Here is a 25,768-nt window from a genome sequence, read left to right on the forward strand (position 1 = left end):
GGGATGAAGCAATGAGCAATGCACAACCCAGTTATACCAGTGGCACCAGCAACACTCCCCTGCTGGGCATGACGATTGGCGAAAAGTTTGATGAGATCTGCGCCACCTATCCCGATAATGATGCGTTGATTGTTCACTATCAGAATATTCGCTGGACCTACACCGAGCTGAAAGAGAAAGTTGAACAGTGCGCCCGGGCCCTGCTGGCCATCGGCGTGAAGCCCGGTGATCGTGTTGGCATGTGGTCACCCAATACCGCCCAGTGGACGATCACCCAGTTCGCCACAGCCAAGGTTGGTGCGATTCTGGTGAATATCAACCCAGCCTATCGTCTGCATGAACTGGAATATGCCCTGAATCAGTCCGGCACCAAATTTCTGGTGACTGCAGACAGTTTCAAGTCATCCAATTACACCGCGATGTTACTGGAGCTGGCGCCCGAACTGAACAACTGCGAGATCGGCCAGCTCAGATCGGCCAAACTGAAAACCCTGGAATGCATCATCAACCTGGCGGATGAGCAGCATCCCGGCATGTGGCGCTGGAACGCCTTTGTTCAGCAAGCCGACAAGGTTGACCTGCAGCAGGTTAAGGATATTCAGGCGTCGCTGCAGTTTGATGACCCGATCAATATCCAGTACACCTCTGGCACCACCGGTTTCCCTAAAGGCGCGACCCTGAGTCACCACAATATTCTCAATAACGGCTTCTTTGTTGCAGAGAGTCAGAACTTTACCGACAAAGACCGGCTGATCATTCCCGTACCGCTATACCACTGCTTTGGCATGGTCATGGGCAACCTGGGCTGCATGACCCACGGCGCAACCATGATCTACCCGACCGAAGGCTTTGAACCGAAAGCGGTGCTGGAAGCGGTCGAGAAGGAAAAAGCCACCGCTCTCTATGGTGTGCCCACCATGTTTATTGCCGAGCTGGATCATCCGGATTTTGATAACTATGACCTTTCCAGCCTGCGCACCGGCATTATGGCCGGATCAATCTGCCCCGCCGAGGTGATGAAAGCGGTCAATTCCAAGATGCATATGAAAGAGGTACAGATCGCTTACGGCATGACCGAGACCAGCCCGGTCTCCACCCAGACCCGGGCGGATGATCCGTTTGAGAAACAGGTCACCACCGTGGGCCGTACCCAGCCACACCTGGAAAGTAAAATTATCGATCCTCTGACCGGGCGGATACAGCCGCGGGGCGAGATCGGTGAACTGTGCACCCGGGGTTACAGTGTGATGATCAAATACTGGAACAACGAAGAGGGCACCAAAGGCGCCATCGATGAGCACCACTGGATGCATACCGGCGACCTGGCGACCATGGATGAAGACGGCTATATCCAGATCGTTGGCCGGATCAAAGATATGGTGATCCGTGGCGGCGAGAACGTCTATCCTAAAGAGATCGAGGAGTTTCTCTATACCCATCCGAACATCATCGATGTTCAGGTTACCGGTGTACCCGACAAAAAATATGGTGAGGAGCTGATCGCCTGGGTGAAACTGAGTGCAGATTCAGAAAGCGTCACCGAGGAGCAGCTGCGGGATTTCTGCAAAGGGCAGATCACCCACTTCAAGATTCCGCGCTACTTTAAGTTCGTTGATGAGTTTCCGATGACAGTGACCGGCAAGATTCAGAAATTCAAGATGCGTGAGATCTCTATCAAAGAATTGGGGCTGGATGATATCTGAGCTGTTGATTTGCCGATAGAATATCAGGGCTCAAGCGTATTAACGTCAGGTTAAATTACGCTGGGCCCTGTTCTTTTTTGCACTGGACATACTGATGGATATAGAGCACCACTACAGCGCTCACATGGCTGAAACCGCCCTGCTAAACACCCTGAAAGAACGTTATCCCGCAGGGCCGACACTGTATCAGCTGGCTCCAATCGATCAGTTACATATCGGCGGCATCAAAGCGTCAGAAAAGCTCCTGCAACAGCTGGAACAAGCGCAACCCAGACGTATTCTGGAGATAGGCAGTGGTGCAGGCGGACTGATGCGGATGATCAATAGCCGCTTCAGTGCAGAGGTGATTGGTATCGATATCACCCACCGTTTTAATACCCTGAACCGTGCTCTGACCGCTCTGACAGATAGCTCAGTCGCCCCGGTAATCACCTGTGATGCGCAACAACTTCCCTTTGCTGACAACCGTTTTGACTGCATTATTCTGCAGCACAGCCTGCTGAATATTCCGGATACAGAGCGCTGCCTGCAAGAGTGCCTGAGAGTACTGGATGGGAATGGTTCGCTGTTGCTACACGAGGTATTAGAAGGCCCCCATTCCGCCCGTATGACCTATCCGGTGCCCTGGGCACGCTCCGCAGATCAGTCACATCTGATTACCTTTGAAACGCTATCTACATTGCTGGAGAGAAGTGGTTTTCAACTCAGCACGGCAGAAAACTGGTCAGAGGAAGCACTTCAATGGCGTCAGCGGCAAGCGGATAAAGAGAAGCATACTGAAAAGTCCCCCGCCCCCCCGCCAGTCTCACCGATTCAGATTCTTGGTGAAGCGTTTAAGCAGATGGGCCCCAATGTCATCGCTAACCTCAGTGAGGGTGCGGTCGAGGTATGGCAACTGAGTTGTACAGCAACGTTATAATCACTGCCAATCCCACGGCCTTTGCTGTATCCTTCGCGCTCGTCATTTTGACAATACTGTTGATAGAGAGAGTGCATGAAATTTACTGATCTGGGCCTGTCGGCACCGATACTTGATGCCGTTACCGATAAAGGTTACGAGACCCCTTCCCCGATTCAGGCGCAGGCGATTCCCGCTGTACTGGAGGGCAAGGATCTGATGGCTGCCGCTCAGACCGGTACCGGTAAAACTGCCGGTTTCACCCTGCCTCTTCTGGAACTGCTAAGCCGTGGAGAACGCGCCCAGGGCAATCAGATCCGTGCACTGATTCTCACCCCCACCCGTGAACTGGCCGCTCAGGTGGCAGAAAGCGTGCGCGACTATGGTCAACATCTGCCATTGCGCTCGGCCGTGGTATTTGGTGGCGTCAGTATCAATCCGCAGATGATGCAGCTGCGCAAAGGGATCGATATTCTGATCGCCACCCCCGGTCGTCTGATGGACCTGTATAATCAGAACGCCGTTAAATTTAACAAAGTTGAAGTGCTGGTGCTGGATGAAGCGGACCGGATGCTGGATATGGGCTTTATCCATGACATCAAAAGAATCATCAATCTGCTGCCTAAACAGCGTCAGAATCTGATGTTTTCAGCCACCTTCTCCGATTCAATCCGCAATCTGGCCAAAGGGCTGGTCAACAACCCGGTCGAGATCTCTGTCACCCCGCGCAACACCACTGCAACCAATGTAAAGCAGTGGATCTGTCCGGTTGATAAGAAACAGAAGTCGGCACTGTTCAGCGCCCTGCTGGAGGAACACCAATGGCATCAGGTGCTGGTGTTTACCCGTACTAAACGCGGTGCCAACCAGCTGTGTAAGCATCTGGATGCGGGCGGAGTCAATGCCGCGGCCATACATGGCAATAAAAGTCAGGGAGCCCGCACCAAAGCGCTGCTGGAGTTTAAACAGGGCAAGATTCAGGTACTGGTGGCAACCGACATCGCTGCGCGAGGCCTGGATATTGATCAGTTGCCTCAGGTCGTCAACTTTGATCTGCCCAATGTAGCAGAAGACTATGTTCACCGGATCGGCCGTACCGGTCGTGCCGGCGCCAGTGGTCAGGCGATCTCACTGGTCAGCGCTGATGAGTTTGACCAGTTGTCAGATATCGAGCATCTGATTGGCCGGATACTTGATCGGGAGGAGATTCTGGGCTTTCAGCCGCTACACAATCTGCCTGAATCCAGCCTCAACAGTCGCAAACGCAAACCGAATAAGCCCAAAAGAGCGAAGCCTCAGGGTGAGCACAAAGATGGCCAGCGCTCAGCAGATGTTGCCCGTGGCCACAAGCCCGCCGGCAAGAACAAGCGCCACCGCACCAGCGGCGCTGGTCGTCAGGAAACCGCGTTAACCCCGGGTAAACCTGCCCAGCGTAAACCCGCGCAGGCCAAAGCGGCCCAGGGCAACGCTTCTGGCAACAAGCAGCAACCCGCGAACCGTGGCGGTCGTTCCAACAGTGGAGGCAACAGCCCGGCCAAACCGGGGAACCGTCGCCCGGCACGGGGCAGACCCGGTATTTCCCGCGGTTAAAAATTGCCATTCACAACGGCTTCCCGGGTGGAAATCGTTATCTTTTCAGGTAAAGTGCTACCCTCATCCAGAAACTGATATGAGCAGGTAGCACTATGCGTTTTCTTTTCATCGGTGCCGGTGGGATAGGCTGCTATTACGGCGCCCGGCTGCAACTTCAGGGCCATCAGGTATGCTACCTGGCCCGGGGCGAGCATCTGCAGGCGTTGCAACAAAACGGACTGCAGGTAAGCCATCCTGACCTCAGTTTTAATCAACCGGTCGATGCGGTTGATATCGATAGCCTTCAACGCCAATACCCGTGCAACAGCTTCGACCTTATTCTGCTGACGCTCAAAGCGGGTGCTACCGCAGCGATTCTGCAACAGTTGAAAGACTGGCTGCACACTGCAGAGGTACCGGTTTTATCACTGCAAAACGGTGTGGATAACGAACCTCTGATTGAACAGGCTCTGGGACGCCCACGCACTCTGGGAGGGCTGGCGGTGCGCATCGGCGGTCATATCATTGCGCCGGGACAGATTGAGGCTACAGGCCCCGCCCAGGTGGTGATGGGTAGCTGGCCAAACCAAAGCAGCGATCAGGCCTGCAACCCCAGCACCTTAGAACCGATTGTAGATGTGTTGAACCAGGCAGGCATCCCTACCCGGCTGAGTGCGGATATCCGCCATGAACTATGGCGTAAACTACTGATCAATAATGGAGTCAATCCGCTTTCCGCGTTGACCCGGCTGGACACCCGGAGCCTGACATCACACCCCACCTATGGCAAAACGGTTTATCGCATGATGCAGGAGGTCGCCGCCGTTTCCGTTGCCGATGATGTCATCCTCAGCAAACAGGATGTCGATGAGATGTTTGAACTGATCAGCAGCTTTGATGCGATCAAAACCTCAATGCTGGTCGACAAAGAGAAGGGACGACCGCTGGAACTGGATGGCATCAGCGGTGCTGTTCTACAACGGGCCGTTCAGCTCGGCATCGATGTGCCCAACACGGAACTGGTTCACGCATTGCTGCAACAGCAGGAACAACCCTCCTTATAGAGCAATACACTTAAATCGCAGAAAATAGTAATCAACAGGAATACCGAATGGATCTTAAGCAGTTTCTTGAGCAACTTGATGACAGTGGTCGTTTTGATTTTGAAGACACAATGGCGACTATCGCAGCAAACTACGACTACACACCGACCCGCTTCACCAATGGCGAACTGGTGAATGAAGCCGGCACCAATGAAGGCTCCTGCAAAATCTTTGCTTTCGCCCGCTTGAATGGACTGTCAGAGCAGCAAACCCTGAACTGCTTTGGTCGCTTCTATCACAACGATGTACTTGAGAATCCCCAGGGCAGCGATCACGGCAACATCCGTAACTTTATGGTGCATGGCTGGTCGGGCATCATTTTTGAAGAAACCGCGTTAACCGCCAAACCCTGATCTGAATCAGGTGCGGCATCATGTCGCACCTTTTAGACAGGAAAGTCTCCTATCCAAGACAAAATTAAGACTTTTTCCTATATTCTCACAGCCACAATATCGCGATACTTATCCGCGTTGGAGCGACACTCTTCATGGATTTGAAGAACAGGCTGGGGGACATGGAAGTATAAACGCGATATGGACATGACCTATCGGCAGGACGCTGACTGGTATTTCGCAGAAAATTTCCATGGATGGGAAGCCTCTTCCGGGATTGCGAAGAGGTTACAGTATGGACCTGTCTTACACAGGGCAGCTAAAGCAAGCATAATTAAAAAAGAGCTCAGGGACCTGAAGCTCTTTTTTTATGCCTGAAAGTTTAGTCGTTACCCTTTAGCAGATCACCCGATGCTGACTCTCAGCATCCGCCACAGTAAAGCGCTTTTTCTATTGCGCTGTTCTGCACTCACCTTTGCCATCGCATCAGATAACTGAACTGATCATCTTAATCGCCAGTCCCAGCAGCAATACTGCAAATACTTTCTTGAGTACCGGCACCGGTAACCGATGGGCGACATGCGCTCCCACTGGCGCTGTAAAATAGCTCATCATTGAGATTAGCACGACACCAGGCAGATAGATAAAACCAAACACGTAGTCGATCTGCAGATCTGCTGATAAACCATTGACAAGATAACCAATGGAGCCTGCTACTGAAATTGGCAAACCGATAGCCGCAGAGGTACCGATCGCTTTCTTTACATCAACATTATGCCAGCTCAGATAGGGTACGGTCAGCGTCCCGCCACCAATAGAAACCAATGCCGAGATACTGCCAATTACACTACCGGCAGCAAACAGCCCGGGCATACCCGGCAGATTTCGCGATGGCTTCGGTTTGATATTCAGGAACATCTGAGCCGATGCGTACACCAGAAAGCAGGCAAAAAATATCCCAAGAGATGCAGAACTGAGCACCGAAGCCAGAAAAGTCGCGAGAAACGCACCGGCCACGATCCCCGGCGCGATAAGTCTTACCACTGGCCACAGCACCCCTCCCTTTTTATGGTGGGCACGCATACTGGAGATCGAGGTAATCACAATCGATGCCATTGAGGTACCCAGAGCAAGATGCACCACCTGCTCCTGAGGAATCCCCTGCCAGATAAACAGGGATGTCAGCACCGGCACCATTACCAGGCCTCCGCCGATGCCTAGCAGGCCCGCAAGAAAGCCGACAATCGTTCCCAACGCAATAAAGGCGACAATCAGTCCAATATCCATTTTCAAATCCACTTAAAGTAAAAACCGCGACTATTGTCGCGGGTTTTCAGGAGATAACAAGTAGCAGATCATCCCAGCTTGTCATCAGCCACTTTGTAGTCGGGATCTTCGTCCCGGTTGATCTCAACGGCACTGCCCGCCTTTTCAAGCAGACGGATACACTCATTACTCAGATGACGAATATGGATATCGATACCGGCCTTCTCATATCGTTCCACCAGCGAGTCGATCACCTCAACACCGGAATGATCCATTACCCGGCAGTTTGCGAAATCGATGATCACCTCCTGAGGGTCAAACTTAGGGGTAAAGTTATCCCGGAACGCCTGTACAGAACCGAAGAATAACGGCCCATGGGGCTTATAAACCTTGAGGAAGCCGTTCTGCTCAATACTGGTATCGATGCGCATATGTTTCGCATGCTTCCAGGCAAATACCAGGGCAGACACAATCACGCCGACAATCACCGCAATCGCCAGATCAGTGATCACTGTCACCACCGTCACCGTCACGACCACGATAGCATCAGAGGGTGGGATCTTACGCATCAGGTTGATGCTGGCCCACTCAAAGGTGCCAATCACCACGATAAACATCACCCCGACCAGTGCTGCCACCGGTATCATCTCAATCCAGCTTGACCCCACCAGAATAAAGAGCAGCAGGAACAGTGCCGCAGAGATGCCTGAGGCCCGGCCAGTACCACCAGAACCGATATTGATCATACTCTGACCGATCATCGCGCAGCCGCCCATTCCGCCAAAGAAACCGGTGACCACATTTGCCACCCCCTGGCCGACACACTCTTTGTTACCACGACCACGGGTTTCGGTAATCTCATCGATCAGTGTCAGCGTCAATAACGATTCGATCAGACCGATGGCAGCCAGAATCAAGGCATAGGGCACAATTACTTTCAGGGTTTCTGCGTTGATATCCACCATGGGTATATGAAACTGTGGCAAACCACCCGCAATGCTTGCCGCTGGATTACCGGTCATATCCGCGAGCACATCCTGCACGCTGCGGGCAGAATCGATATCCAGACCGATCACGACGCCGGTGACAACCAGAATCGCCACCAGAGTTGAGGGCACGGCGTTGGTTAACTTAGGTAAAAAATGGATAATCGCCATTGTCAGCACCACCAGACCCAGCATGACAGCCAGTTGCTGTCCCTGCATCCATCCCAGCACCCCGTCTGCATCGGCAACCTGAAACTGCTTCAGCTGTGCCAGAAAAATAACGATCGCCAGGCCGTTTACAAACCCCAGCATGACGGGATGGGGTACCATGCGGATAAATTTCCCCAAGCGAAAAGTACCCGCGAGAATCTGAAAGATTCCCATCAACACCACGGTGGCAAACAGATACTCGATGCCATGTTCCGCCACCAGACTGACCATCACCACCGCCAGTGCACCGGTGGCACCGGAGATCATCCCAGGCCGCCCACCGATGGTTGCGGTGATCAGTCCCACCATAAAAGCGGCATACAGACCGACCAGTGGTTCAACCCCGGCAACAAAAGCAAAAGCCACGGCTTCCGGCACCAACGCCAGCGCCACGGTCAGACCAGACAAGATGTCGGATTTCATGCTTTGAGAACGTTTATAAATCAACTGCAGCATAGGGGAACACTTTTCCTGATTTTGAGAGCGGACGGCAAAAAAAGCGCGATTATAGCATTGTGCATCTGCACAAAACAGGTTTAGGGGCGGATATGCTTTAAAAGCTTCTCTCGCAACACAGGAAGGTTGGCTGAACTGATATCGGTAGCGAACTGACGAACAGGTTCTGAAACATGGGCCTGATAGTGGGTTTGTAGCTGAGACAGGTTTCGCCAGGCTGGCGGCAGCTTATCGATACAGTGCAGCATCCCGCCGTGCGGATCCGCTGCAATATACCGCACTGAACCCATACCGGATAACAGCAGCCGCGCCAGACACATCGGACAGGGTTCCAGAGAGACCAGCATTGTCAGCTGTTGAGGGGGATGTGCTATCAGGTTCTCTTCCAACTGATCGATCAGCAGCATCTCTGCATGGGCCCTGCTGCTGAAACCCTGGCGACTGCTATCACTGTTGTCATGCGTGGCACTGAATACCCGGTTCTCCGACTGAGCCACCACCGCTCCCTGGGGATCCGTCAGAATCGCAGCCACACCGTAGTTTCCCTGCTCTAATGCATCCAGAGCCAGACGGCAGCAGTAAAGCGCATGGCGATCATCCCGATACTCCGGATCGGCCTGCAGCTGCTCCAGGCGACCAATCAATGGGGCGGTTAACGTTGTGCCGGATGAAACCGGGTCTGCCTTAGCCATCTGAGTCTCCCCCAAGCCAGTGATATTAAGCCGGTGTCTTATTCGATCAGTTTCAGCTGGACCGCCATTTGCGAGTTTTTTGGTTTCAGGCGATAACCAACACCAATCAGCCGCACCGCTTTCTTGCCCCGCTCCCAGGCTTCACGGCACAGATGCTGGTAGAGCGCCAAGGAGCACTCAGTGCCACTCTGCTCCATTGTCGTCTGGGTAAAGTCGGCAAACTTCAGTTTAATCACCCCGCCCGCTATCTCCCGCTGATCTGAATGCCGCTTAAAACGTGATTCAAGCTCATTCAGCATCACTGGCAGCTGTTCCAGACAACTGGCTATATCGGGCAGGTCAGCAGAGAACGTGTGTTCGACACTGATCGATTTACGCTCTCTGCTGGTTCGTACAGGGCGATCATCCTCACCCCGGCTCAACTCATAGAGCCGCTTACCGAACCGGCCAAAACGATCGACCAACTGGGCCATAGTCAACGCTCGCAGGTCAGCACAGGTCTCGATCCCCATCTGCTGCAACTTCGCTGAAGTAACCTTTCCCACACCATAGATTTTTTTCACCGGAAGCTGCAGCACAAAGGATTCCAACTGATCAGGTGTAATCACACAGAGGCCATCCGGCTTATTCCAGTCACTGGCAATCTTGGCGATAAACTTATTTGGCGCAACACCGGCGGAGATGGTGATGCCAACGGTGTCCTTAACCCGCTGGCGGATCTCCCGGGCGATCAGGGTAGCGCTGCCCCCTTTTAGCGTTGTCCCAGTCACATCAAGATAGGCTTCATCCAGCGACAATGGCTCTATCACATCAGTATAGTCCTCATAGATCGCCATAATAGCAGCGGAGGCCTGACGGTATTTTTCCATATTGCCGGGAATAACCTTCAGCGCGGGGCATAACTTGAGCGCGTGGGCGGTTGCCATAGCGGAGTGAATACCAAATTTCCGGGCGGGATAGTTACAGGTAGAGATCACTCCCCGACGCTCAGAGGAGCCACCGATAGCCAGCGGAATCTCTCTGAGCGTGGGATCATCGCGCATCTCAACGGCTGCAAAGAAGCAATCACAGTCGCAATGGATAATTTTTCGTTGAAGTGTCTCTGTCACTGCCAGGCCCGGATTAACGCGGTTAGAATGCGTTTTCCTAAGCCTACTACGAAATACTGTACAAAAAAACAGTTAATTAAAGTTCAGCGTACTCTTCACATCATCGATATTCTGACTCAACCAGTCCGGATTAATTGCGCCCCAATGGTCGATAACATAATAACCATCATTATTGCGTCGGCCATCCTGCTTGAAGTAGATATTAACCCCCATACCGGGAATCGCTTTAATAACATCCTGAATGGTACGTCTGGGCCAGCCTGTTTTCTCCATCAGGACGGGTACGCTGGGGCGATCAACAGTGGTAATAAGATGGGAGATGAAAAGCCGACGAGCAAATGTCGTATTAAGGTTGTCCATAATGCGTCTATTCCCTTAGATATGCGTGAAGCTTAAAAATTTCAGCTGCTAATTTAGAAGATTAAAGGGCTTAACGTCAAGAAAACAACCACAAAAACCTCTGTCTCCGTCGACAACAGCTGCGATAACAGATCACACACAGCTCGAATTTGCGAAAAAATCTTCTAAGCTGAAAGAGTAGTACAAAAGGGCCGTAAAGATGGAAACAGATCATACCGATAGCCATGAACAAGCAAAACGGATAATACCCGAGCGAAGATCAGGTAAGGACCGTCGCCACATTCGTGACCGGCGCGATCAGATCCGTTTTGAAGCAGATCGGCGTAAGAATCATGGCCGCAGGACAGAAGACCGCGATCTCTGGAAGGAGTCTCTTGAGTTCGACTAATGCGTCCCATAACCTGAACTGAATATCATCAACCTGATCGGCTGTAACCAGATAGTCACCTTTCTGCCAACCAACTGTCACGAAAATCACATAACTTGCATATGTGAACAGTTATTGGAAAGGTCAGACAACGTGATTAACGTCGAACAGGTCATCACCGAAAAATATCCCTCATTTGCCTCAAAACCCGCGCTTATCCGGAAAACGGCGCTGTTTATGCTGCGCCGTTTGTTCCATGAACATGAGGTAAATACATTTCTTGAGGAAAACCATAACTGCCAGGGGTTCGAGTTTATAGACCGGGTGTTGGACTACTTTAGTTTCACCTACAGCCTGTCCAATAAAGATCTGATGAATATCCCCTCCAGTGGCCGGGTGCTGATTATTGCCAACCACCCCCTGGGGGCTCTGGACGGTCTGGCACTGTTAAAAATGATTGGCGAGATCCGCAAAGATGTACGTATTGTTGCCAACGATATGCTGTCATCCTTTTCGCAGTTAAACCCTCTGCTGCTGCCGGTCGATAACCTTAACCGGGCAACCCGCAAACAGGATATTGCCAATATCAACAATGCCCTGCATAACGAGGAAGCGGTGATTGTATTTCCGGCGGGAGAGGTGTCCAGGGCCGGAGCCACGGGCATAAAAGACAGCAACTGGAATCAGGGCTTTCTGCACTTTGCCAAAAAGACTAACAGCCCTATTCTGCCAGTTTTCATCGGCGGCAAGAACTCCTCACTGTTCTATACCATCTCCGGTATCAATCGTGCACTGGCGGCACTTCTGCTGCCAAGGGAGATGTTTAACAAACACGCCATGAATCTTAAGTTTAAAGTGGGCGAACCGATCCCCTACAGCCAACTGGATAAACTCCCGGTGTCGGGGGTGGAAAAGAGCAAGATGGTACGCAAGCACCTGTACCGTCTGGCCAGAGGCAAGAGTCCGCTGTTCAAAACCGAAAAGACCATTGCCCATCCGCAGGACCGGAAAGCGCTGAAAAAGGAACTCAAGCAATCCGAACTGCTGGGCGAGACCGCAGACGGCAAACGCATCTACCTGTTCGATTATCAGGCCGATTCAGCCGTCATGCGTGAAGTTGGCCGGCTACGGGAAGTATCATTCCGCTGTGTCGGCGAAGGTACCGGTGAAAAGCTCGATCTGGACCGCTACGACTCCCACTATCGCCACCTGATCCTCTGGGATGAAGAGGAACTGGAGATCGTCGGCGCTTACCGCCTGGCGGAGGCCTGGAAGATGAATAACAGTGAAGATGATCAGCTGTACAGCTCAACGCTGTTTAATTACAGCCCCGCTATGCAGCACTTTTTCGAACAGGGTATCGAGCTGGGGCGTAGCTTTGTACAGCCTAAGTACTGGGGCAAACGCAGCCTTGATTACCTTTGGTATGGCATCGGAGCCTACCTTAAACGTCACCCCGAAGTCCGCTATATGTTTGGTCCGGTAAGCCTGAGTAACAGCTATCCACAACACGCCAGGGATCTGCTGGTGTTTTTCTACAGTCTGTATTTTCCAGATCGGGATAACCTGGGAAAATCGTTCACCCCCTACGCGCTGAAACCCGAAACCATCGCCGATCTGCAAAAACTTTTCAATGGCAGCAACTATAAAGAGGATTTCAAAACACTGAAGCAGCAGATGGATTGCCTCAACTGCGCGGTCCCTACCCTCTACAAGCAGTATGCCGATGTCTGTGAAGAGGGCGGCGTTCGCTTCCTCGATTTTGGCGTTGATGCCGATTTCAATTTCTGTGTAGATGGGCTGGTTCTGGTGGATATGGATTACCTTAAAGCGAAAAAAAGAGCCCGTTATATTGGTGATATCAACTAAGCTATTCGATATTCAATACAACAAGGGGCTGCAAGGCCCCTTTTTTTCTGCCAGACTTTCAGGGAGAACAGCGTTATTCGATCAAAGCATCAGGTTTGACACTATATGAGAGAAAAACACCCTCTGACTACAGTTTCCAGTGATCGGGATATTGAAGAGTTTCTGCAGCAGGCACAACAACTCGCTGTGCCCGCCGCGGGTGATGCCCGGATGATCTTCTCTCTGGATGCCACCGCCAGCCGAGAAAGGACCTGGGATCATGCCTGTCATCTGCAAAGTGAGATGTTTCTGCAAACCCGGGAGCTGGGGCAACTTTCGATCCAGCTATGCCACTATGGCGGAATGAATCAGTTCAGCGCCAGCCCCTGGCTGCAGGATACCAACAGCCTGCTCAACCGTATGAACAGTGTTAAGTGCCTCGGAGGCCATACTCAGATCGCCCGACTGCTGGAACACTGTCTGAAACAGACCCGGCAACAACCGGTTCAGGCGATCATTTTTATCGGAGACTGCGTTGAAGAACCGGTAGACTTTCTCTGTCAGCTGGCGGGCCAGCTCGGTATCCACTCGACCCCTCTGTTTATTTTTCAGGAGGGACATGACATCACCGCGGCCCATGCTTTTAAACAGATGAGCAGGTTATCAGGTGGCGCATATTGCCGTTTTGATGATAGCAGTGCAGCCACCCTGAAAGCGCTGCTCAGTGCAGTAGCGGTCTATGCCACCGGAGGACGTCGGGCCCTGCTCGAATATGCCAAAAAAGGCCACCCGGATATACTGCAACTCACCCACCAGCTTAAATAGCAAGGATCAGCCTCTTGAACCCAATCGTTCTTATACTGCTCGGATTAATCCTGTTGGGCTGGATTCTCTGGTTGCGCCGCAAATCCGCTGCGGATCAGCGCAAAGCCAACCTGATGCTGCTGGCTGGAGTTATCATGGCAGCGATCCTCTATCTGCTGGTCACGGGAAAGCTTAACTGGATTGCGGCGCTGGTGGCCATTTCCCTGCCATTCATCCGCCGTTTTATTCCCCTGTTTCCTCTGCTGGGAAAACTCTTCCGGCACTACCAATCTCAACAGCAGGGCGGCGCCAACCGTTCTGAAGTCAACAGCCGTATTCTGAAGATGCGGCTGGATCACGATAGCGGCTCCCTTGAGGGTGAAGTCATTGAAGGCCCTCTGCAGGGCAGACAACTGGCAACCCTGAGTGAGTCGGAGTTTATCGAACTACTCAATTACTGCCGTAAAACCGATCAGCAGTCTGCCCGTCTGCTTGAGACCTATCTGGACAAGCGTTTTGGCGATAGCTGGCGCAAAGATGACACCTCAGACCAGAACAACCCGGAACTTTCAGAGAGTGACAGAGCGTACCAGATTCTTGGGCTTGAGCCGGGGGCGTCAAAAGAGGAGGTGATTGAGGCGCACCGCCGACTGATGCAAAAGCTTCACCCCGACCGCGGCGGCAGCGATTATCTGGCAGCAGAGATCAACCGGGCCAAAGACCTGCTACTGAAGCAATTATCCTGAATCGCCAGGGCCACTTATTCAGCACCTGCGGCAGCGTCATTAACAATGATCTCATGCAGCAGCTCATCATCAATATCGGCGGCCTGTACCTGGGGGGTGGTCAGCAGCGACGGTTTCTCTGTTGATTGAGTCGCTGGCGGCTGCAACTGGGATGACAAAGCCTGATGCTGCTCACCGGGCGCTGTTTCAGACGCCTGAGTGTCAGTTGAAGCGCCCGGTTCAATGCCTTTCGCTGTGGCTGGCAGATCGCTCAGCAGCTGACCGCCACTGAGCCCGGAAGGCCGCCACAGTTTGAATGTCGCACCATAGCTGACCAGATGCTCTGAACCGGTTTGCAATACCAACTGGCCATCGGCTTCCCGACTGAACAACATCAGGTACTCCTGCCGGGCGGCGTCGCGCATACTGAATATCAGCTTACCCGATTGCAGATACTGCCAACGGCCTCGCTCCGCCACTGTTTTGCCCCCGGCATCCCGGGTTACCAGCTGTACCCGCTGATCCGCAGACAGCTTAAACATCACCTGCGCCCTGCCCGGTGGCTGATACCAATAAAAACCGTTGATCTCACTACTGACGGGATGCCCTTTTCTGGCACAGCCGCGGTAGAGACGGCCAAAGAAATGCATTTCTGCAGTAAAAGGCAACACCGTTCCGGTTGCCGCATCGTTGCAGCGGCGCTGAAGAATTTTTATTTCCAGCGGTCGCTTTGTCGGCAGGGTTTCACGGTATACCGCAACAACAGCTGAATCTGCCTGCACCGCTGTGGATTCGCGGTCTTCTGCCGTGCCACTCGACCGGGTTAATGTATCACTGCCCGAAGGGGAATCCTTTCCGGTTTCATTTGCCGTACGAAAACGATAACTACCGGCCGGAATAACACTCTTAACAATCACCTGATCCGCCGTAATATCAGCTACCCAGACAGGGTCACTGCTGGCTGCTCTGTACTGCAAACCTTCGAGACGAAAATGACAGGTTTGCGCAGTGCCACCGACAGTCTCCACGGTTTTCACCCGCAGCATATTATCCTGTTGCGGATCAGTGCCTCCCACCAACTCGACATAAAGCGCCTCACTGCGTAACAGAGTAAACTTTCGGTAGAAAGCGGTCAGCTCCTGCTGAGCAGTGTTATCCTGAACCGGCCACCATAGCCTTTCATTGCAGGGTTGAAACCATAAAGCACCTGCCCGTTCAACCACCACTCCGGCCAGATTCTGAAGAGCGATCTGTGACGGAAAAGGCTGAGGCTTTTCCACTGCACACCCGACCAGCGAGATTAGCGTCATAACAACTGTTATTTTGAAGAGTTTTCGGATCATCTGTCAGGCAATTCATTGGTGAATAAGCGGCCCTTAGCATACTCTGCAACGGTCGCATCTGAAAGGGTTACTACAACTGAACTCTGCCGATGAGCTCTGCTACAATGCCCCTTCGTTTGCAGATAATCAGGAACCGCTCTCCATGAAACTCGCACGATTTCTTTATTCAGGAAAACAACAGCTTGGTATAGTCACAGAGCAACATATAACGCCTATACCCTGCACGTTATGTTCAGGCTCTATGACTGAGCTTCTCTGCCAGCTGAATGAGCTACGGCCCCTACTGGAAGCGATTGAAAAAAGCGCCCAGCAAGCATTGGATCTGGACCAGGTTACTCTGCTGGCCCCTGTACCACAGCCAGAAAAGTTTATCGGGGTAGGTCTCAACTATGCTGACCACATCGCAGAAACGGGCCTGCAAACGCCGGAGTTTCCAACCCTGTTCAATAAGCAGTCCAGCTGTGTCACCGATCCAGGTGCCCCCATCTACCGGCCCAATCTGTCCAACAAACTGGATTATGAAGGCGAGCTGGCGTTAGTGATTGGACAATATTGCCGCAACGTGAGTGTTGCGGATGCACCCCGGGCGATTGCCGGGTATACCATCGTCAACGATGTCTCCGTACGGGACTGGCAGATCAAATCCCCCACCTGGACTCTGGGAAAATCGTTTGACAGCCACGGCCCTATGGGTCCCTGGATTGTGACATCCGACAGCCTGGAGCCACACAACCTGGAGCTCAGGACCTGGCTGAATGATGAACTACGGCAACACTCCAACACCCGCCATCTGATCTTCAACTGCTATCAACTGGTTGCCACCCTGTCCGCCGTCTGCACCCTGAAACCCGGGGATGTGATCGCCACCGGAACCTGTAGCGGAGTCGGTGTGAAAATGAAGCCAAGGGGATATATGAAACCCGGTGATCAGGTCACCATAGAGATCGAGGGTATTGGCCGTTTAAGCAATCCGGTTCTACAGGAACCAGAGGACAATAGTTTTATCGGCTCAGCCCCTCTGTCTTAAATTCATAACCATCTAAACCATTGTTTTATAAGAATTTGATCAACTTTAGCTGTTTACGAGTCTCTTTTAAGAGACAATCTGCTAAAGTTAGTTCATACTATAACCGACTGCAGGGAGTTATTTGTAAAATAAGCTTTTGTTTTATATGCTATTTTAACATCAAGGCCCGGTAATTGCTTATTAGCTGTCAACTAGCAATTTCCGGGAGATAGAGATGCGCGTAGCAACTATACTATTGTCAATGACCTTCACTGCAACACTGGTTCAGGCTGAGCCTGAAAGATCATTGGAACGACTATCCAATATCGAAGTGATTGAACATATACGTTCTGAGCTTCCTAAAGATAAGACACCGGTCAAGCGAACCCGTTCACTGTCGATGTTTGAGTCGCTGGACAGGAATCGTGACAATGAGGTTTCACTGACAGAGATGCGCCGTCATCCATCACTGGTTAACAGTTTTCATAAACTGGATATCAACAATGACGGGGTTCTGAACCGGGAAGAGATTCAGCCTCTGCAGGAAGAGATCAAAGGGTTGAGGAATATTCTGACGCTGACAGCACTGAGAATTATCTGATGAGCAACAACTGTTAAGGAAACGTCACGCTATAAACAACTTGAATACTGGAAAGGTTTCTTCGCTGCAAACCCGATCATTGATGCAGCTGGTGGTTCTGGCGTTTGTTCTGGTGGTTGCACCGCTGGGAATTCTTATCTATCAGGCTACCGACTCGATGGTGACGCTGTCTCGCCAGGGGCGCGAGCACGCCAAAGAAGCACTCGATTTTTTCAGCCGCAGCCAGCATCTTCGAGAGTTATCGGGAGATCTTGTCCGTTCAGCCCGACAGTATGAAGTTCTGAAAAAAAGTGAGATTGAGGAGCGTTTTCGCTCGCAGCTTTCTGAATATAAAGAACTGTTGCAACTGCACAGTTTTCTGATCGATTCCGGTAATATTGAAACCATCTTTGCCCTGATAGCTCAGCTTGAAAAACTGCCTCTGGATAAAACCACCGGAGAAAAGGTCACCGAGCTGGTGCCTCTGACCCAGACACTCTACGACGACACCCGTAAGAAGCTTGATCAGCGGCTGGAATTTCTTAATGCCAAGGCTGAAGAGCAGCAGAATCTGCTCTGGCTTCAGGCCGGTCTGTTGATCACGCTGTCCACTATTCTGATCCTGTTTTTCAGTATCAGGATAACTCAGCCAGTCAAACAGCTGATGCTGAGAATCAAAGCCTTAGGCCATGGCCAGCTGGACATGTCAGAACCCTTCAATGGGCCTAAAGAGTTTCTGGCACTGAATCAGCAACTGGAATGGCTGGAAACCCACCTGCAGCTGCTTGAGCAGGAAAAACAGGCTTTTTTACGGCATATGTCCCATGAATTAAAAACCCCCCTGACTACACTGAGAGAGGGTACGGATCTCCTGGCCGAAGAGCTTGCGGGACCCCTGACCGAAAATCAAAAAGAAATCATCACCCTGATGCAGGAAAACAGCCTTTCTCTGCAGTCGCTGATTGAACAGTTACTTGATTACAACCGATTGCAGCACGGAGGTGAACATGAGCTCCAGACTCAACCCATCCTGCCTGTCATCAAAGAGTCACTGTCATCCCATCAGTTGCTGCTCAAACAGAAACAGATCCAGGTCACACTGCCAAAGCAAGACATTCCCTGGGGTATCGAAAAAGGATTATTACAACGCGCTTTGAGTAACCTGATCTCCAATGCGTCGGTTTACGGTAGTGAAAATGGTCTGTTGAAGATTACTCTGACGCAAGAGGGGGAAACCCTTAAAATAGAGATCGGCAACACCGGTCCAGAAATACCGGTAACAGACCTTGAACAACTGTTTGACCCTTTCTATCAGGGGGTAAACAAGCGACAGGGGTCAGTCAAAGGGTCTGGAATAGGCTTAAGCATCGCCCGGGAAGCAATCAGAGCAATGGGCGGTAATCTTGAACTTCACAGCAATCAGGATGGTTATGTTAGTTTTATGATAAGTATACCGAATCAAGGACACGCTTCAGATGAGTAAAACGCTGTTAGTTGTTTTTACAGTTATGATGCTCGGTGGCTGCCAGATAAAGCAGTTTCTGCCGACGCCAGACAATGGCTTTACCTGTATTGCTGGAGATATGGGTGAGTGGATGATGCTGGAGCAGCAATACCAACAATCCCGGCCTGAGGGAAAAGCCGCTATGCTTAAAGAAGCAGCAGATAAAGATCAGGTAATTATCCAGGCAATGCTTCTTAGTCAGCCCGATAACACTACGGCCCAGATAAAACGATCCATTGAGCTGTTTGAACAGCTTGATCTGGATAAAACACCCCAATGTGATGCAGAACAATACCTGCTGGTACGCTATCAGTACACCCAGGCAGTTATGACGCTACAGCGTGCTCTGAATACTGCTGACCTTGAGCGCAAAGCGCTTTCCGCCGAACGGGATAAGCTCAGGCAGCAGATAGAAGCATTAACTCGCATTGAGAATGATCTGTCTCGATAGAAAGACAGAGAGGAGAATATTTATGAAGTCTACTCAGCAACGTATCCTTATTGTGGATGATGATCCGGGTATCCTTAAAGTACTAAGCTTACGCCTGAGTGCCTCAGGCTTTATCATTGATACTGCTAATTCAGGCGTAGAAGCACTGAAACGGATCAAACATGAAACACCCGACCTGGTCCTGAGTGATCTGCGTATGGACGGAATGGATGGCATGGCACTGTTCTCAGCGATTCAGGAAGACCATCCGGCCCTGCCCGTAGTCATCATTACCGCCCACGGCTCTATCCCGGATGCCGTTGAGGCAACCCAGAAAGGTATTTTCGGCTTCCTCACCAAGCCGATTGATAAAGAGCAACTGCTCAACACAATTAAATCGGCGCTGGACTCTGCACACGCGCAGGATGATAGCTGGCGCAGTGCTATCGTGACCCAGAGCCCGTTGATGAATGAACGTCTCAGCCAGGCTGAACGGGTTGCTAAATCCAATGTCAGCGTTCTGATCACCGGCCCCAGCGGTACCGGTAAGGAGCTGATGGCGAAGGCGATCCACAATGCCAGCGACCGCTGCGACAAGCCCTTTGTAGCGATCAACTGCGGCGCACTGCCAGAACAACTGCTTGAGTCCGAGCTGTTTGGCCATGCCAAAGGGGCCTTCACCGGGGCGGTCACACAGCATGAAGGCCTGTTTCAGTCTGCTGAAGGGGGCACGCTGTTCCTGGATGAGATTGGTGATATGCCTACGACACTCCAGGTTAAGCTGCTACGCGCCATTCAGGAGCGGACCATTCGCCCGGTGGGCTCAACCCGTTCCATCGAGATCGACGTCCGGGTAATCTCGGCAACCCACCGCAACCTGGAGCTGGCGATGGAGGATGGCGAGTTTCGCGAAGACCTCTACTACCGCCTCAATGTGGTTAACCTGGATCTGCCGCCGCTGCGGGATCGCCCTGAAGATATACCACTGCTGGCCCGCTACTTTGTCGAGCAGTCGGCTAAACGACACAATCCTAAAGTTAAGGGGATCTCTCCCGGAGCGCTGCATATCCTTGCTCAGGCGGCCTGGCCCGGCAATGTGCGTCAGTTGGAAAACGTGGTTGAGCAGACCGTCGCCCTGTCCGGCGCGCCGATCATCAGCGAAGGGCTGGTGAATCAGGCGATTGCCAATCAGGACCGGGTAATCCCCTCCTTCAATGAGGCACGATCCAGTTTTGAGAGAAGCTATCTGACCAAAGTGATGCATATCACTGCAGGCAATGTGACCCAGGCAGCCAAAATTGCCCAGCGCAACCGGACCGACTTTTATAAACTGCTGAACAAGCATAATTTAGAAGCCTCCCAGTTTAAGCCGGGACGCAAAGCTCATGAGTATATTGAGCACAAAAAAGCCGGATAACATTCTGACTGATCAAAAAAGGCCATCGCTGATGGCCTTTTTTATTGAGCTGTCTATAAGGTCAATCGGCAACGTTAAGTAGCGCAGATGATGACAGGTATCCAGAGAGTGATGCCAGCCTAACGACCGATTTCCGCCATTGATCCACGGGTCAGCTGCAACAGATCGGCGGGACGAAGTTCGATCTCCAGGCCCCGTTTCCCCGCACTGACGAAGATCGTTTCAAACTGCCCGGCGGAATCATCCAGTAGGGTTGGTAACGATTTTTTCTGCCCCAGCGGGCTGATTCCTCCCACCAGATAACCGCTGCTGCGTTGCGCCTGTTGCGGATCAGCCATGGTCACTTTCTTGGTTTTTAACGCACTGGCTACCGCTTTCAGGTTCAGCTGCCCGGCCACCGGCACGACGGCTACTGCCAATTGCCGGTTATCACCATTAACCGCGACCAGCAACGTTTTAAATACCCGTTCAGCACTTATATCAAGCGCCGCAGCCGCTTCTTCACCATAAGACTCACTGGAAGGGTCATGCCTGTACTCATGTACGGCAAAGCTAATTTTCATTTTCTTAGCCAGTTGAATAGCCGGGGTCATCTCAGAGCTTACTCCATAACACCACTGGCATCGAGGATATCGATCACATCGACAACGGTTGCATCTCCTTCAAGCACCCGGATCACCTTATTGCCAAGCCTTCGGTTTTCCTCACCAGCAACCCGCCCAATAACTCTGTCCAGATCATCGGGTAAAGGCTCGGACTGACGATAAAGATCGCGATCAAGCCGATCGCCCAGGACAACTTTTTTCTCCCAGCCGGGAGGCAGCTTACCACCACGCTGCAGCTTCTTTTCTAACCCCTGTGGTATCGATTTCTGCTTATCCTTTTGCGCATTTTTCTGGTGATCGTTATCTTTTTTACGTTGCTGATAGAAGTTCCGAATCTGATATCGCTCATCATCACTAAACGTTCTGTGACGAACGGTATTTTCATGCTCCGAACGACTACGCTCTTCGACGGTTCGCTCCTGTCTCTGGCTAGCACCGTGCTCTTCTCTGCCCGGATTCTCGGCCTTCTTTGCTAAAACAGCAGGGGCTGCCGTCATAACACTGACTACAAGCAAAACACTTAATAACGGAGTTATACGCATATTGAAAATTTTCCTATCTCTATCTATCGATACGGGTTATTTTCGAGCCTTCTATGCTGAGATTATACATCAATCCCTTATTAGAGAAGATAAAACCAATGATAGGCTGCTGCACTGTATTTGAGTCTATCTGCCCACCGGCTCCCACGGTCGCCAGGGCCACACTGCCATCCACCCCCGCTTCCCAGCCATCACTGTTGCGGAATTTATCCAGTGCCTCCTGACTCATAAACAGCAGTACTTCTGATTTAATCTGAGCCCCCAGCTGAAAACCGATTGAGGCGGATGCAACATTGTAATAAGCGGCCGTTTTACCACCCAGCCGAAGCGCACCTTCACCATACTCTCCACCAATCCCCATGCCCGCCTTAATCACATCGGGAAATATCAATACGCCAACCGCTTTTCTGGCCAGCTCTTTTCCCGCCGGGCTATGATGATAGAACTCCTTCAGCGTCTGATTAACTTTAGCGTCAATCTCCTGAGCCGACGCTGCGTTGGCACTTACCGGCAAAAATGCAAGCAGTGACGAGGCGAGTAAAACCGTTAAGAATTTCATCAGCATCTCCAGATTACGTTTACAGAAAGTATGAGCGACAAATGTCGGGGCAGCAACTTCACCCCGACAAGCGTAGTGGTTAGATCTGAATCAGGGTGATCATATTAATATGACGCTCTCAGGGGCCTGAGAACGTCTTCCAGGCCGTTGAGTTTCACTTCATACAGAATCTGCAGCAGAATACCGATCTCCCCTTCAGGAAAGCCCTTTCCGGCAAACCACACCAGATAGGGCTCCGGCAGATCCACCAGTATCCGGCCCTTATACTTGCCAAACGGCATCTTCATATTAGCCAGCTTCTGCAGTCTTTCTGGGGTTATCTCCATCTGTGCCTCGTTATACCCTGTTTGTCGGACTAGACTATAGCGCAAATAATCCGCGAAATAATTCCAATCATGGTGCGCAAGCGTTACGCTTCGTTTTGCTCAGCCATTAAATACCGCCCATTTTAGCCTCCAGGGCAGAAAAAGAGAGATCAAGGGATGACATTACCGCCGACTCAAGCTAAATCTTTACCAGCTCAGTCTTTAAAAACTCAGCCTGATCAGACTCAACTGACTCAGATTACCATCTATCCGGTTAAGTCGACCGCACCGGTCACTCTGAGCCGAAGCGCCGTCACGGATACCGGGCTGGCATTTGACCGGCAGTTTGTGCTCTGCGATGACAACGGCAAATTTATCACTGCCAGAACCAAGCCCCGCTTACTGGGGGTTAAAACCGCTCTGCTGCCAGAGGGCATTCTGCTGACAGCACCGGGGGTTGAGCCTCTTCACCTTGAATATGCAGCCTTCAGTGGCCCCTACCACAGCATCCGCGTATGGCAGGACAGCATCGATGCGGTGTGCTGCGGTGATAACGCTGCACAGTGGTTCAGTGAATATCTGCAAGGCCCCTGTAAACTCTATTTCTTTGGCCCGCAATCCAGCCGCCCGGTGAACCGCAGACCTGGGAATCAGGTCGCCTTTGCCGATGGATATCCGCTGCTACTGATCTCTGAAGCATCCCTGAGCGATCTCAATAGACGCTGTAAAAGCACTGTAAGGATGGAGCAGATGCGTCCCAATCTGGTTGTCAGCAATTGCGAACCCTATGCTGAAGATGGCTGGCAGCGGATCAGAATAGGCGAAATCGAGTTTGATATTGTAAAACCCTGCGGCCGTTGTATTCTCACCACCACAGATCCGGAAACCCTGGAGCGCAACGCCGATCGGGAGCCTCTGAGTGTCTTAAAGCAGTACCGCAGGGGCGCTGACGGAGAAGCCCATTTCGGGCAGAACCTCGTGCCACTAAACCATGGCATCATCTCGCTCAACGACCCTGTAGAGGTACTGGAAACCTGTCAGGCACAAACCTACGGTCAATAACCTGAAGCGGGTATGTTACAGGGCAAACAGACTGAGCAGATCGGAACTGATCTGCCCGGTCCCCTGCGAAGCCAGTTTTTTAAGCTGCAGGCTGGCCTTTTCAGTGCCTTTCTCCTGCAGCACAATCCCGGCAGGCGATACTCCCCGCAGCATGACTGCGGCGTGGGTTCCGCTGACCTTATCCCGGTTATAGCCAAGCCGTTGCAGGCGGAAACCAAATGGCTGCCAGAAACTCAGCAGCTCCGCCGTTGCCCCAAAGCTGGTACCCAGCCAGTCAATATCTGTGCTGGCCTGTTCGATCGCCTGCAACAGGGCTGTGCCAATACCCCGCCGCTGTCGTTGCGGATGTACAGCAATCCGCATGACCCTCAGTCCGCGGCAACCTGCCGCCTCTGGAATATGGCAGTGAGCCAGCAGTGTCTGGGGAATTAACTGACCTTTTGGTCGCCGGGTGCCAGCCATTATTGCCTCAGCCAGACCGTGGTTAATCGGCCCTTCGTAGGCCAGCAATGCTGTTGCGACCAGCTTAGACTCCTCCTCTTCACTGAACCCCGCCCACACCTCAATATTGGGGCTATCGAGCAGAATACGCAGATCCCCCGGGGTGGTCCGGTAGTGCGCCAGAATTAACAAGCCAAACAACTGTTTGAGCATTTCACTGTCGGCTATCAGATCATCACGATCCAGTTTTCTGAAATTCACGCCTTCCCACTGCGCAGGGGTAGCCGCCAGTGTCACAGGCTCGGCATCCAGTAACAATGCCTGATAGGTAAACCGCTCCAGCGGATCGCCTTCAGCCCAGCGTACCGGCTGCTGCATAGAGAGCAGCTGCCGTTCGGGCACCCTGCGGTCAAGAGTGGGCATAAAGCGCACAGCAAACCCCTGCCCGGTTCCCTCATAGCCGTGCAGGGTCGAAGCAAAGATAACCCGCCGATAATCCAGCAGGCTTAACAGCACCGGGGCTGGAATTGCTGCCGCTTCATCGATCAGCAGCAGGTCCGCATCCGGTTGTTGCCGGGACAGCTGATCAGGCAGCATAAAGCGCAACCGATTCTGGCCATATACCCAGAGGTCCCGGGGGTGTTCGCGAAGCTCAGCAGATAAGAATCTTTCCAGCATCGCTATCACCGACTGCACTGCCCCCCGTGATGGGGCCGTCAGAATAATATCGAGCCTGTCGCGATTAACGGATGAGTCCGTATTGGGGATATCCGGCTGCGGCGCTGTTATACCCCTTCTCATTAATACCGCAGCGAGTATACCCAGCGCGGCACTTTTACCCCGTCCCCGATCAGCGGTCAGCACCAGCACAGCCCGGGACTGACGAACCGCCTGCAGACACTGTTTGACTGTCCTCTCCTGATCCGCGGTGCGAAACGGTGCGCTGCAGGATGAAGTTTCCGCTTCTGGCTGGACATGGGTCCCAGCCGATGAAGCCAGGGGATCTGTTGGCCGGCAAAGCTGCGGCAAGGGGTTATCTTCGGTGAACTGAATCAGGTCAGTATCGCTGCCAATACAGCCCTGCAGATGGCGGATAAAGCGACGCCCGACATCGGCCACCCCATAGGGCTCCACAGCGATATGCCCATACTCAGGATCATTAAACGCCTGCCAGGCAGATAAAGGCGGAGTGATTAACACAAACACCCCGCCTGCGATCAATGTGCCTGCCACCTGACCAAATCCATTAGGGTTAAAGCCGCTCCAGCAATCAAAGAAAACACACTCGCTCTCCTGCCCCAGCAGTTGATGTGTCTGTTTGGCACTGACCGGTTTAAGCTGCACCGGGGGAACCAGACCGACCCCTGCATCGCCAATCCAGAGTATCCGGGTTGTCGGGCAACTCAGAGCTGAAATCTGCTGCTGACACCACTGTCGATCACCGCTAATCAGCAACAACTGTCGGGGCGCCCCCTGGCGGACGTGATTCGACAAAGACACAATTATGTCGTTTAAGGGTTGTATGCTGTTCACTGACCTTTCC

26 protein-coding genes are annotated in these 25,768 nt (G+C 52.2%); 15 read left to right on the forward strand and 11 right to left on the reverse strand.

The annotated features are described in order from the left end of the window. Nucleotides 1-11: 11 nt before the first annotated feature. The 5 genes from JW499_RS04850 to JW499_RS04870 all read left to right on the forward strand — a co-directional run bounded on the left by JW499_RS04850 (nt 12) and on the right by JW499_RS04870 (nt 5,629). Nucleotides 12-1,703, forward strand: a complete 1,692-nt coding sequence (locus JW499_RS04850; RefSeq protein WP_205209544.1) for an AMP-binding protein — start codon at nt 12-14, stop codon at nt 1,701-1,703. A gap of 94 nt (nt 1,704-1,797) precedes the next feature. Next, the gene (locus tag JW499_RS04855; RefSeq protein WP_205209545.1) at nt 1,798-2,622 is read left to right on the forward strand and encodes a class I SAM-dependent methyltransferase; all 825 of its coding nucleotides are present in this window, start codon (nt 1,798-1,800) and stop codon (nt 2,620-2,622) included. Nucleotides 2,623-2,697: 75 nt separating this feature from the next. Then, a complete protein-coding gene (locus JW499_RS04860) occupies nt 2,698-4,191 on the forward strand; it encodes a DEAD/DEAH box helicase (protein ID WP_205209546.1) in 1,494 nt (497 codons plus the stop codon). Nucleotides 4,192-4,286: 95 nt separating this feature from the next. After that, entirely contained in the window at nt 4,287-5,237 is a 951-nt protein-coding gene (locus tag JW499_RS04865; RefSeq protein WP_091353541.1) for a ketopantoate reductase family protein, read from the forward strand. Nucleotides 5,238-5,284: 47 nt separating this feature from the next. Further along, a complete protein-coding gene (locus JW499_RS04870; protein WP_205209547.1) occupies nt 5,285-5,629 on the forward strand; it encodes a HopJ type III effector protein in 345 nt (114 codons plus the stop codon). 465 nt (nt 5,630-6,094) lie between these two features. Here the strand turns inward: JW499_RS04870 and JW499_RS04875 are convergent, their stop codons facing one another. The 5 genes from JW499_RS04875 to JW499_RS04895 all read right to left on the reverse strand — a co-directional run bounded on the left by JW499_RS04875 (nt 6,095) and on the right by JW499_RS04895 (nt 10,687). After that, a complete protein-coding gene (locus JW499_RS04875; protein WP_205209548.1) occupies nt 6,095-6,895 on the reverse strand; it encodes a sulfite exporter TauE/SafE family protein in 801 nt (266 codons plus the stop codon). Nucleotides 6,896-6,963: 68 nt separating this feature from the next. Further along, nucleotides 6,964-8,526: a SulP family inorganic anion transporter gene (locus tag JW499_RS04880; protein WP_205209549.1), complete on the reverse strand. Its 1,563-nt coding sequence runs from the start codon at nt 8,524-8,526 to the stop codon at nt 6,964-6,966. An 80-nt stretch (nt 8,527-8,606) separates the two neighbouring features. Beyond that, nucleotides 8,607-9,218 carry a nucleoside deaminase gene (locus tag JW499_RS04885; protein WP_205209550.1) on the reverse strand — a complete coding sequence of 204 codons (612 nt, stop codon included), beginning with the start codon at nt 9,216-9,218 and terminating at the stop codon, nt 8,607-8,609. 38 nt (nt 9,219-9,256) lie between these two features. Beyond that, entirely contained in the window at nt 9,257-10,333 is a 1,077-nt protein-coding gene (gene dinB / locus JW499_RS04890; RefSeq protein ID WP_269814536.1) for a DNA polymerase IV, read from the reverse strand. 66 nt (nt 10,334-10,399) lie between these two features. Next, nucleotides 10,400-10,687: a helix-turn-helix domain-containing protein gene (locus JW499_RS04895; protein ID WP_091353522.1), complete on the reverse strand. Its 288-nt coding sequence runs from the start codon at nt 10,685-10,687 to the stop codon at nt 10,400-10,402. A gap of 199 nt (nt 10,688-10,886) precedes the next feature. Here JW499_RS04895 and JW499_RS04900 point away from each other — a divergent pair, with 199 nt between their 5' ends. The 4 genes from JW499_RS04900 to JW499_RS04915 all read left to right on the forward strand — a co-directional run bounded on the left by JW499_RS04900 (nt 10,887) and on the right by JW499_RS04915 (nt 14,452). Further along, on the forward strand, nt 10,887-11,075 hold the full coding sequence (locus tag JW499_RS04900; RefSeq protein WP_205209552.1) for a hypothetical protein: 189 nt from the start codon (nt 10,887-10,889) through the stop codon (nt 11,073-11,075). Nucleotides 11,076-11,207: 132 nt separating this feature from the next. Next, nucleotides 11,208-12,923: a bifunctional ornithine lipid synthase OlsF gene (olsF, locus tag JW499_RS04905; RefSeq protein WP_205209553.1), complete on the forward strand. Its 1,716-nt coding sequence runs from the start codon at nt 11,208-11,210 to the stop codon at nt 12,921-12,923. 105 nt (nt 12,924-13,028) lie between these two features. Next, nucleotides 13,029-13,727, forward strand: a complete 699-nt coding sequence (locus tag JW499_RS04910) for a VWA domain-containing protein (RefSeq protein WP_205209554.1) — start codon at nt 13,029-13,031, stop codon at nt 13,725-13,727. 14 nt (nt 13,728-13,741) lie between these two features. Further along, nucleotides 13,742-14,452, forward strand: coding sequence for a DnaJ domain-containing protein (locus tag JW499_RS04915; RefSeq protein ID WP_205209555.1), 711 nt, complete (start codon nt 13,742-13,744; stop codon nt 14,450-14,452). A gap of 14 nt (nt 14,453-14,466) precedes the next feature. On the opposite strand, the gene JW499_RS04920 is transcribed toward JW499_RS04915, so the two are convergent. Further along, nucleotides 14,467-15,741 (reverse strand): hypothetical protein, encoded by a 1,275-nt coding sequence (locus JW499_RS04920; RefSeq protein WP_205209556.1) that lies wholly within the window; start codon nt 15,739-15,741, stop codon nt 14,467-14,469. Nucleotides 15,742-16,015: 274 nt separating this feature from the next. Between JW499_RS04920 and JW499_RS04925 the strand changes: the two genes are divergently transcribed. From JW499_RS04925 to JW499_RS04945, 5 genes are all read left to right on the forward strand, one after another. Continuing rightward, entirely contained in the window at nt 16,016-16,801 is a 786-nt protein-coding gene (locus tag JW499_RS04925; protein WP_232846243.1) for a fumarylacetoacetate hydrolase family protein, read from the forward strand. A gap of 214 nt (nt 16,802-17,015) precedes the next feature. After that, nucleotides 17,016-17,381: an EF-hand domain-containing protein gene (locus tag JW499_RS04930; protein WP_139203121.1), complete on the forward strand. Its 366-nt coding sequence runs from the start codon at nt 17,016-17,018 to the stop codon at nt 17,379-17,381. Between the two features lie 40 nt (nt 17,382-17,421). Further along, entirely contained in the window at nt 17,422-18,843 is a 1,422-nt protein-coding gene (locus tag JW499_RS04935; RefSeq protein WP_205209558.1) for a sensor histidine kinase, read from the forward strand. Continuing rightward, nucleotides 18,836-19,315 carry a hypothetical protein gene (locus JW499_RS04940; RefSeq protein ID WP_205209559.1) on the forward strand — a complete coding sequence of 160 codons (480 nt, stop codon included), beginning with the start codon at nt 18,836-18,838 and terminating at the stop codon, nt 19,313-19,315. Before JW499_RS04935 ends, JW499_RS04940 begins: the two co-directional genes overlap by 8 nt. A 22-nt stretch (nt 19,316-19,337) precedes the next feature. Then, entirely contained in the window at nt 19,338-20,711 is a 1,374-nt protein-coding gene (locus JW499_RS04945; RefSeq protein WP_205209560.1) for a sigma 54-interacting transcriptional regulator, read from the forward strand. Between the two features lie 119 nt (nt 20,712-20,830). On the opposite strand, the gene ybaK is transcribed toward JW499_RS04945, so the two are convergent. The 4 genes from ybaK to JW499_RS04965 form a co-directional block, all read right to left on the reverse strand. Then, nucleotides 20,831-21,304 carry a Cys-tRNA(Pro) deacylase gene (gene ybaK / locus JW499_RS04950; protein ID WP_205209561.1) on the reverse strand — a complete coding sequence of 158 codons (474 nt, stop codon included), beginning with the start codon at nt 21,302-21,304 and terminating at the stop codon, nt 20,831-20,833. 8 nt (nt 21,305-21,312) lie between these two features. Then, a complete protein-coding gene (locus tag JW499_RS04955; protein WP_205209562.1) occupies nt 21,313-21,813 on the reverse strand; it encodes a hypothetical protein in 501 nt (166 codons plus the stop codon). Nucleotides 21,814-21,877: 64 nt separating this feature from the next. Further along, nucleotides 21,878-22,417, reverse strand: a complete 540-nt coding sequence (locus tag JW499_RS04960; protein ID WP_205209563.1) for a BPSL1445 family SYLF domain-containing lipoprotein — start codon at nt 22,415-22,417, stop codon at nt 21,878-21,880. Nucleotides 22,418-22,521: 104 nt separating this feature from the next. Next, nucleotides 22,522-22,743: a DUF3820 family protein gene (locus JW499_RS04965; protein WP_232846244.1), complete on the reverse strand. Its 222-nt coding sequence runs from the start codon at nt 22,741-22,743 to the stop codon at nt 22,522-22,524. 156 nt (nt 22,744-22,899) lie between these two features. Here JW499_RS04965 and JW499_RS04970 point away from each other — a divergent pair, with 156 nt between their 5' ends. Further along, complete coding sequence (locus JW499_RS04970; protein WP_205209564.1) at nt 22,900-23,784, forward strand: MOSC domain-containing protein; 885 nt, start codon at nt 22,900-22,902, stop codon at nt 23,782-23,784. Between the two features lie 15 nt (nt 23,785-23,799). On the opposite strand, the gene JW499_RS04975 is transcribed toward JW499_RS04970, so the two are convergent. Then, nucleotides 23,800-25,758 (reverse strand): tRNA(Met) cytidine acetyltransferase TmcA, encoded by a 1,959-nt coding sequence (locus JW499_RS04975; RefSeq protein ID WP_205209565.1) that lies wholly within the window; start codon nt 25,756-25,758, stop codon nt 23,800-23,802. Nucleotides 25,759-25,768 lie beyond the last annotated feature (10 nt).

Origin of the sequence: Amphritea pacifica (genome assembly GCF_016924145.1) — a bacterium.
Taxonomy (GTDB): Bacteria; Pseudomonadota; Gammaproteobacteria; order Pseudomonadales; family Balneatricaceae; genus Amphritea; species Amphritea pacifica.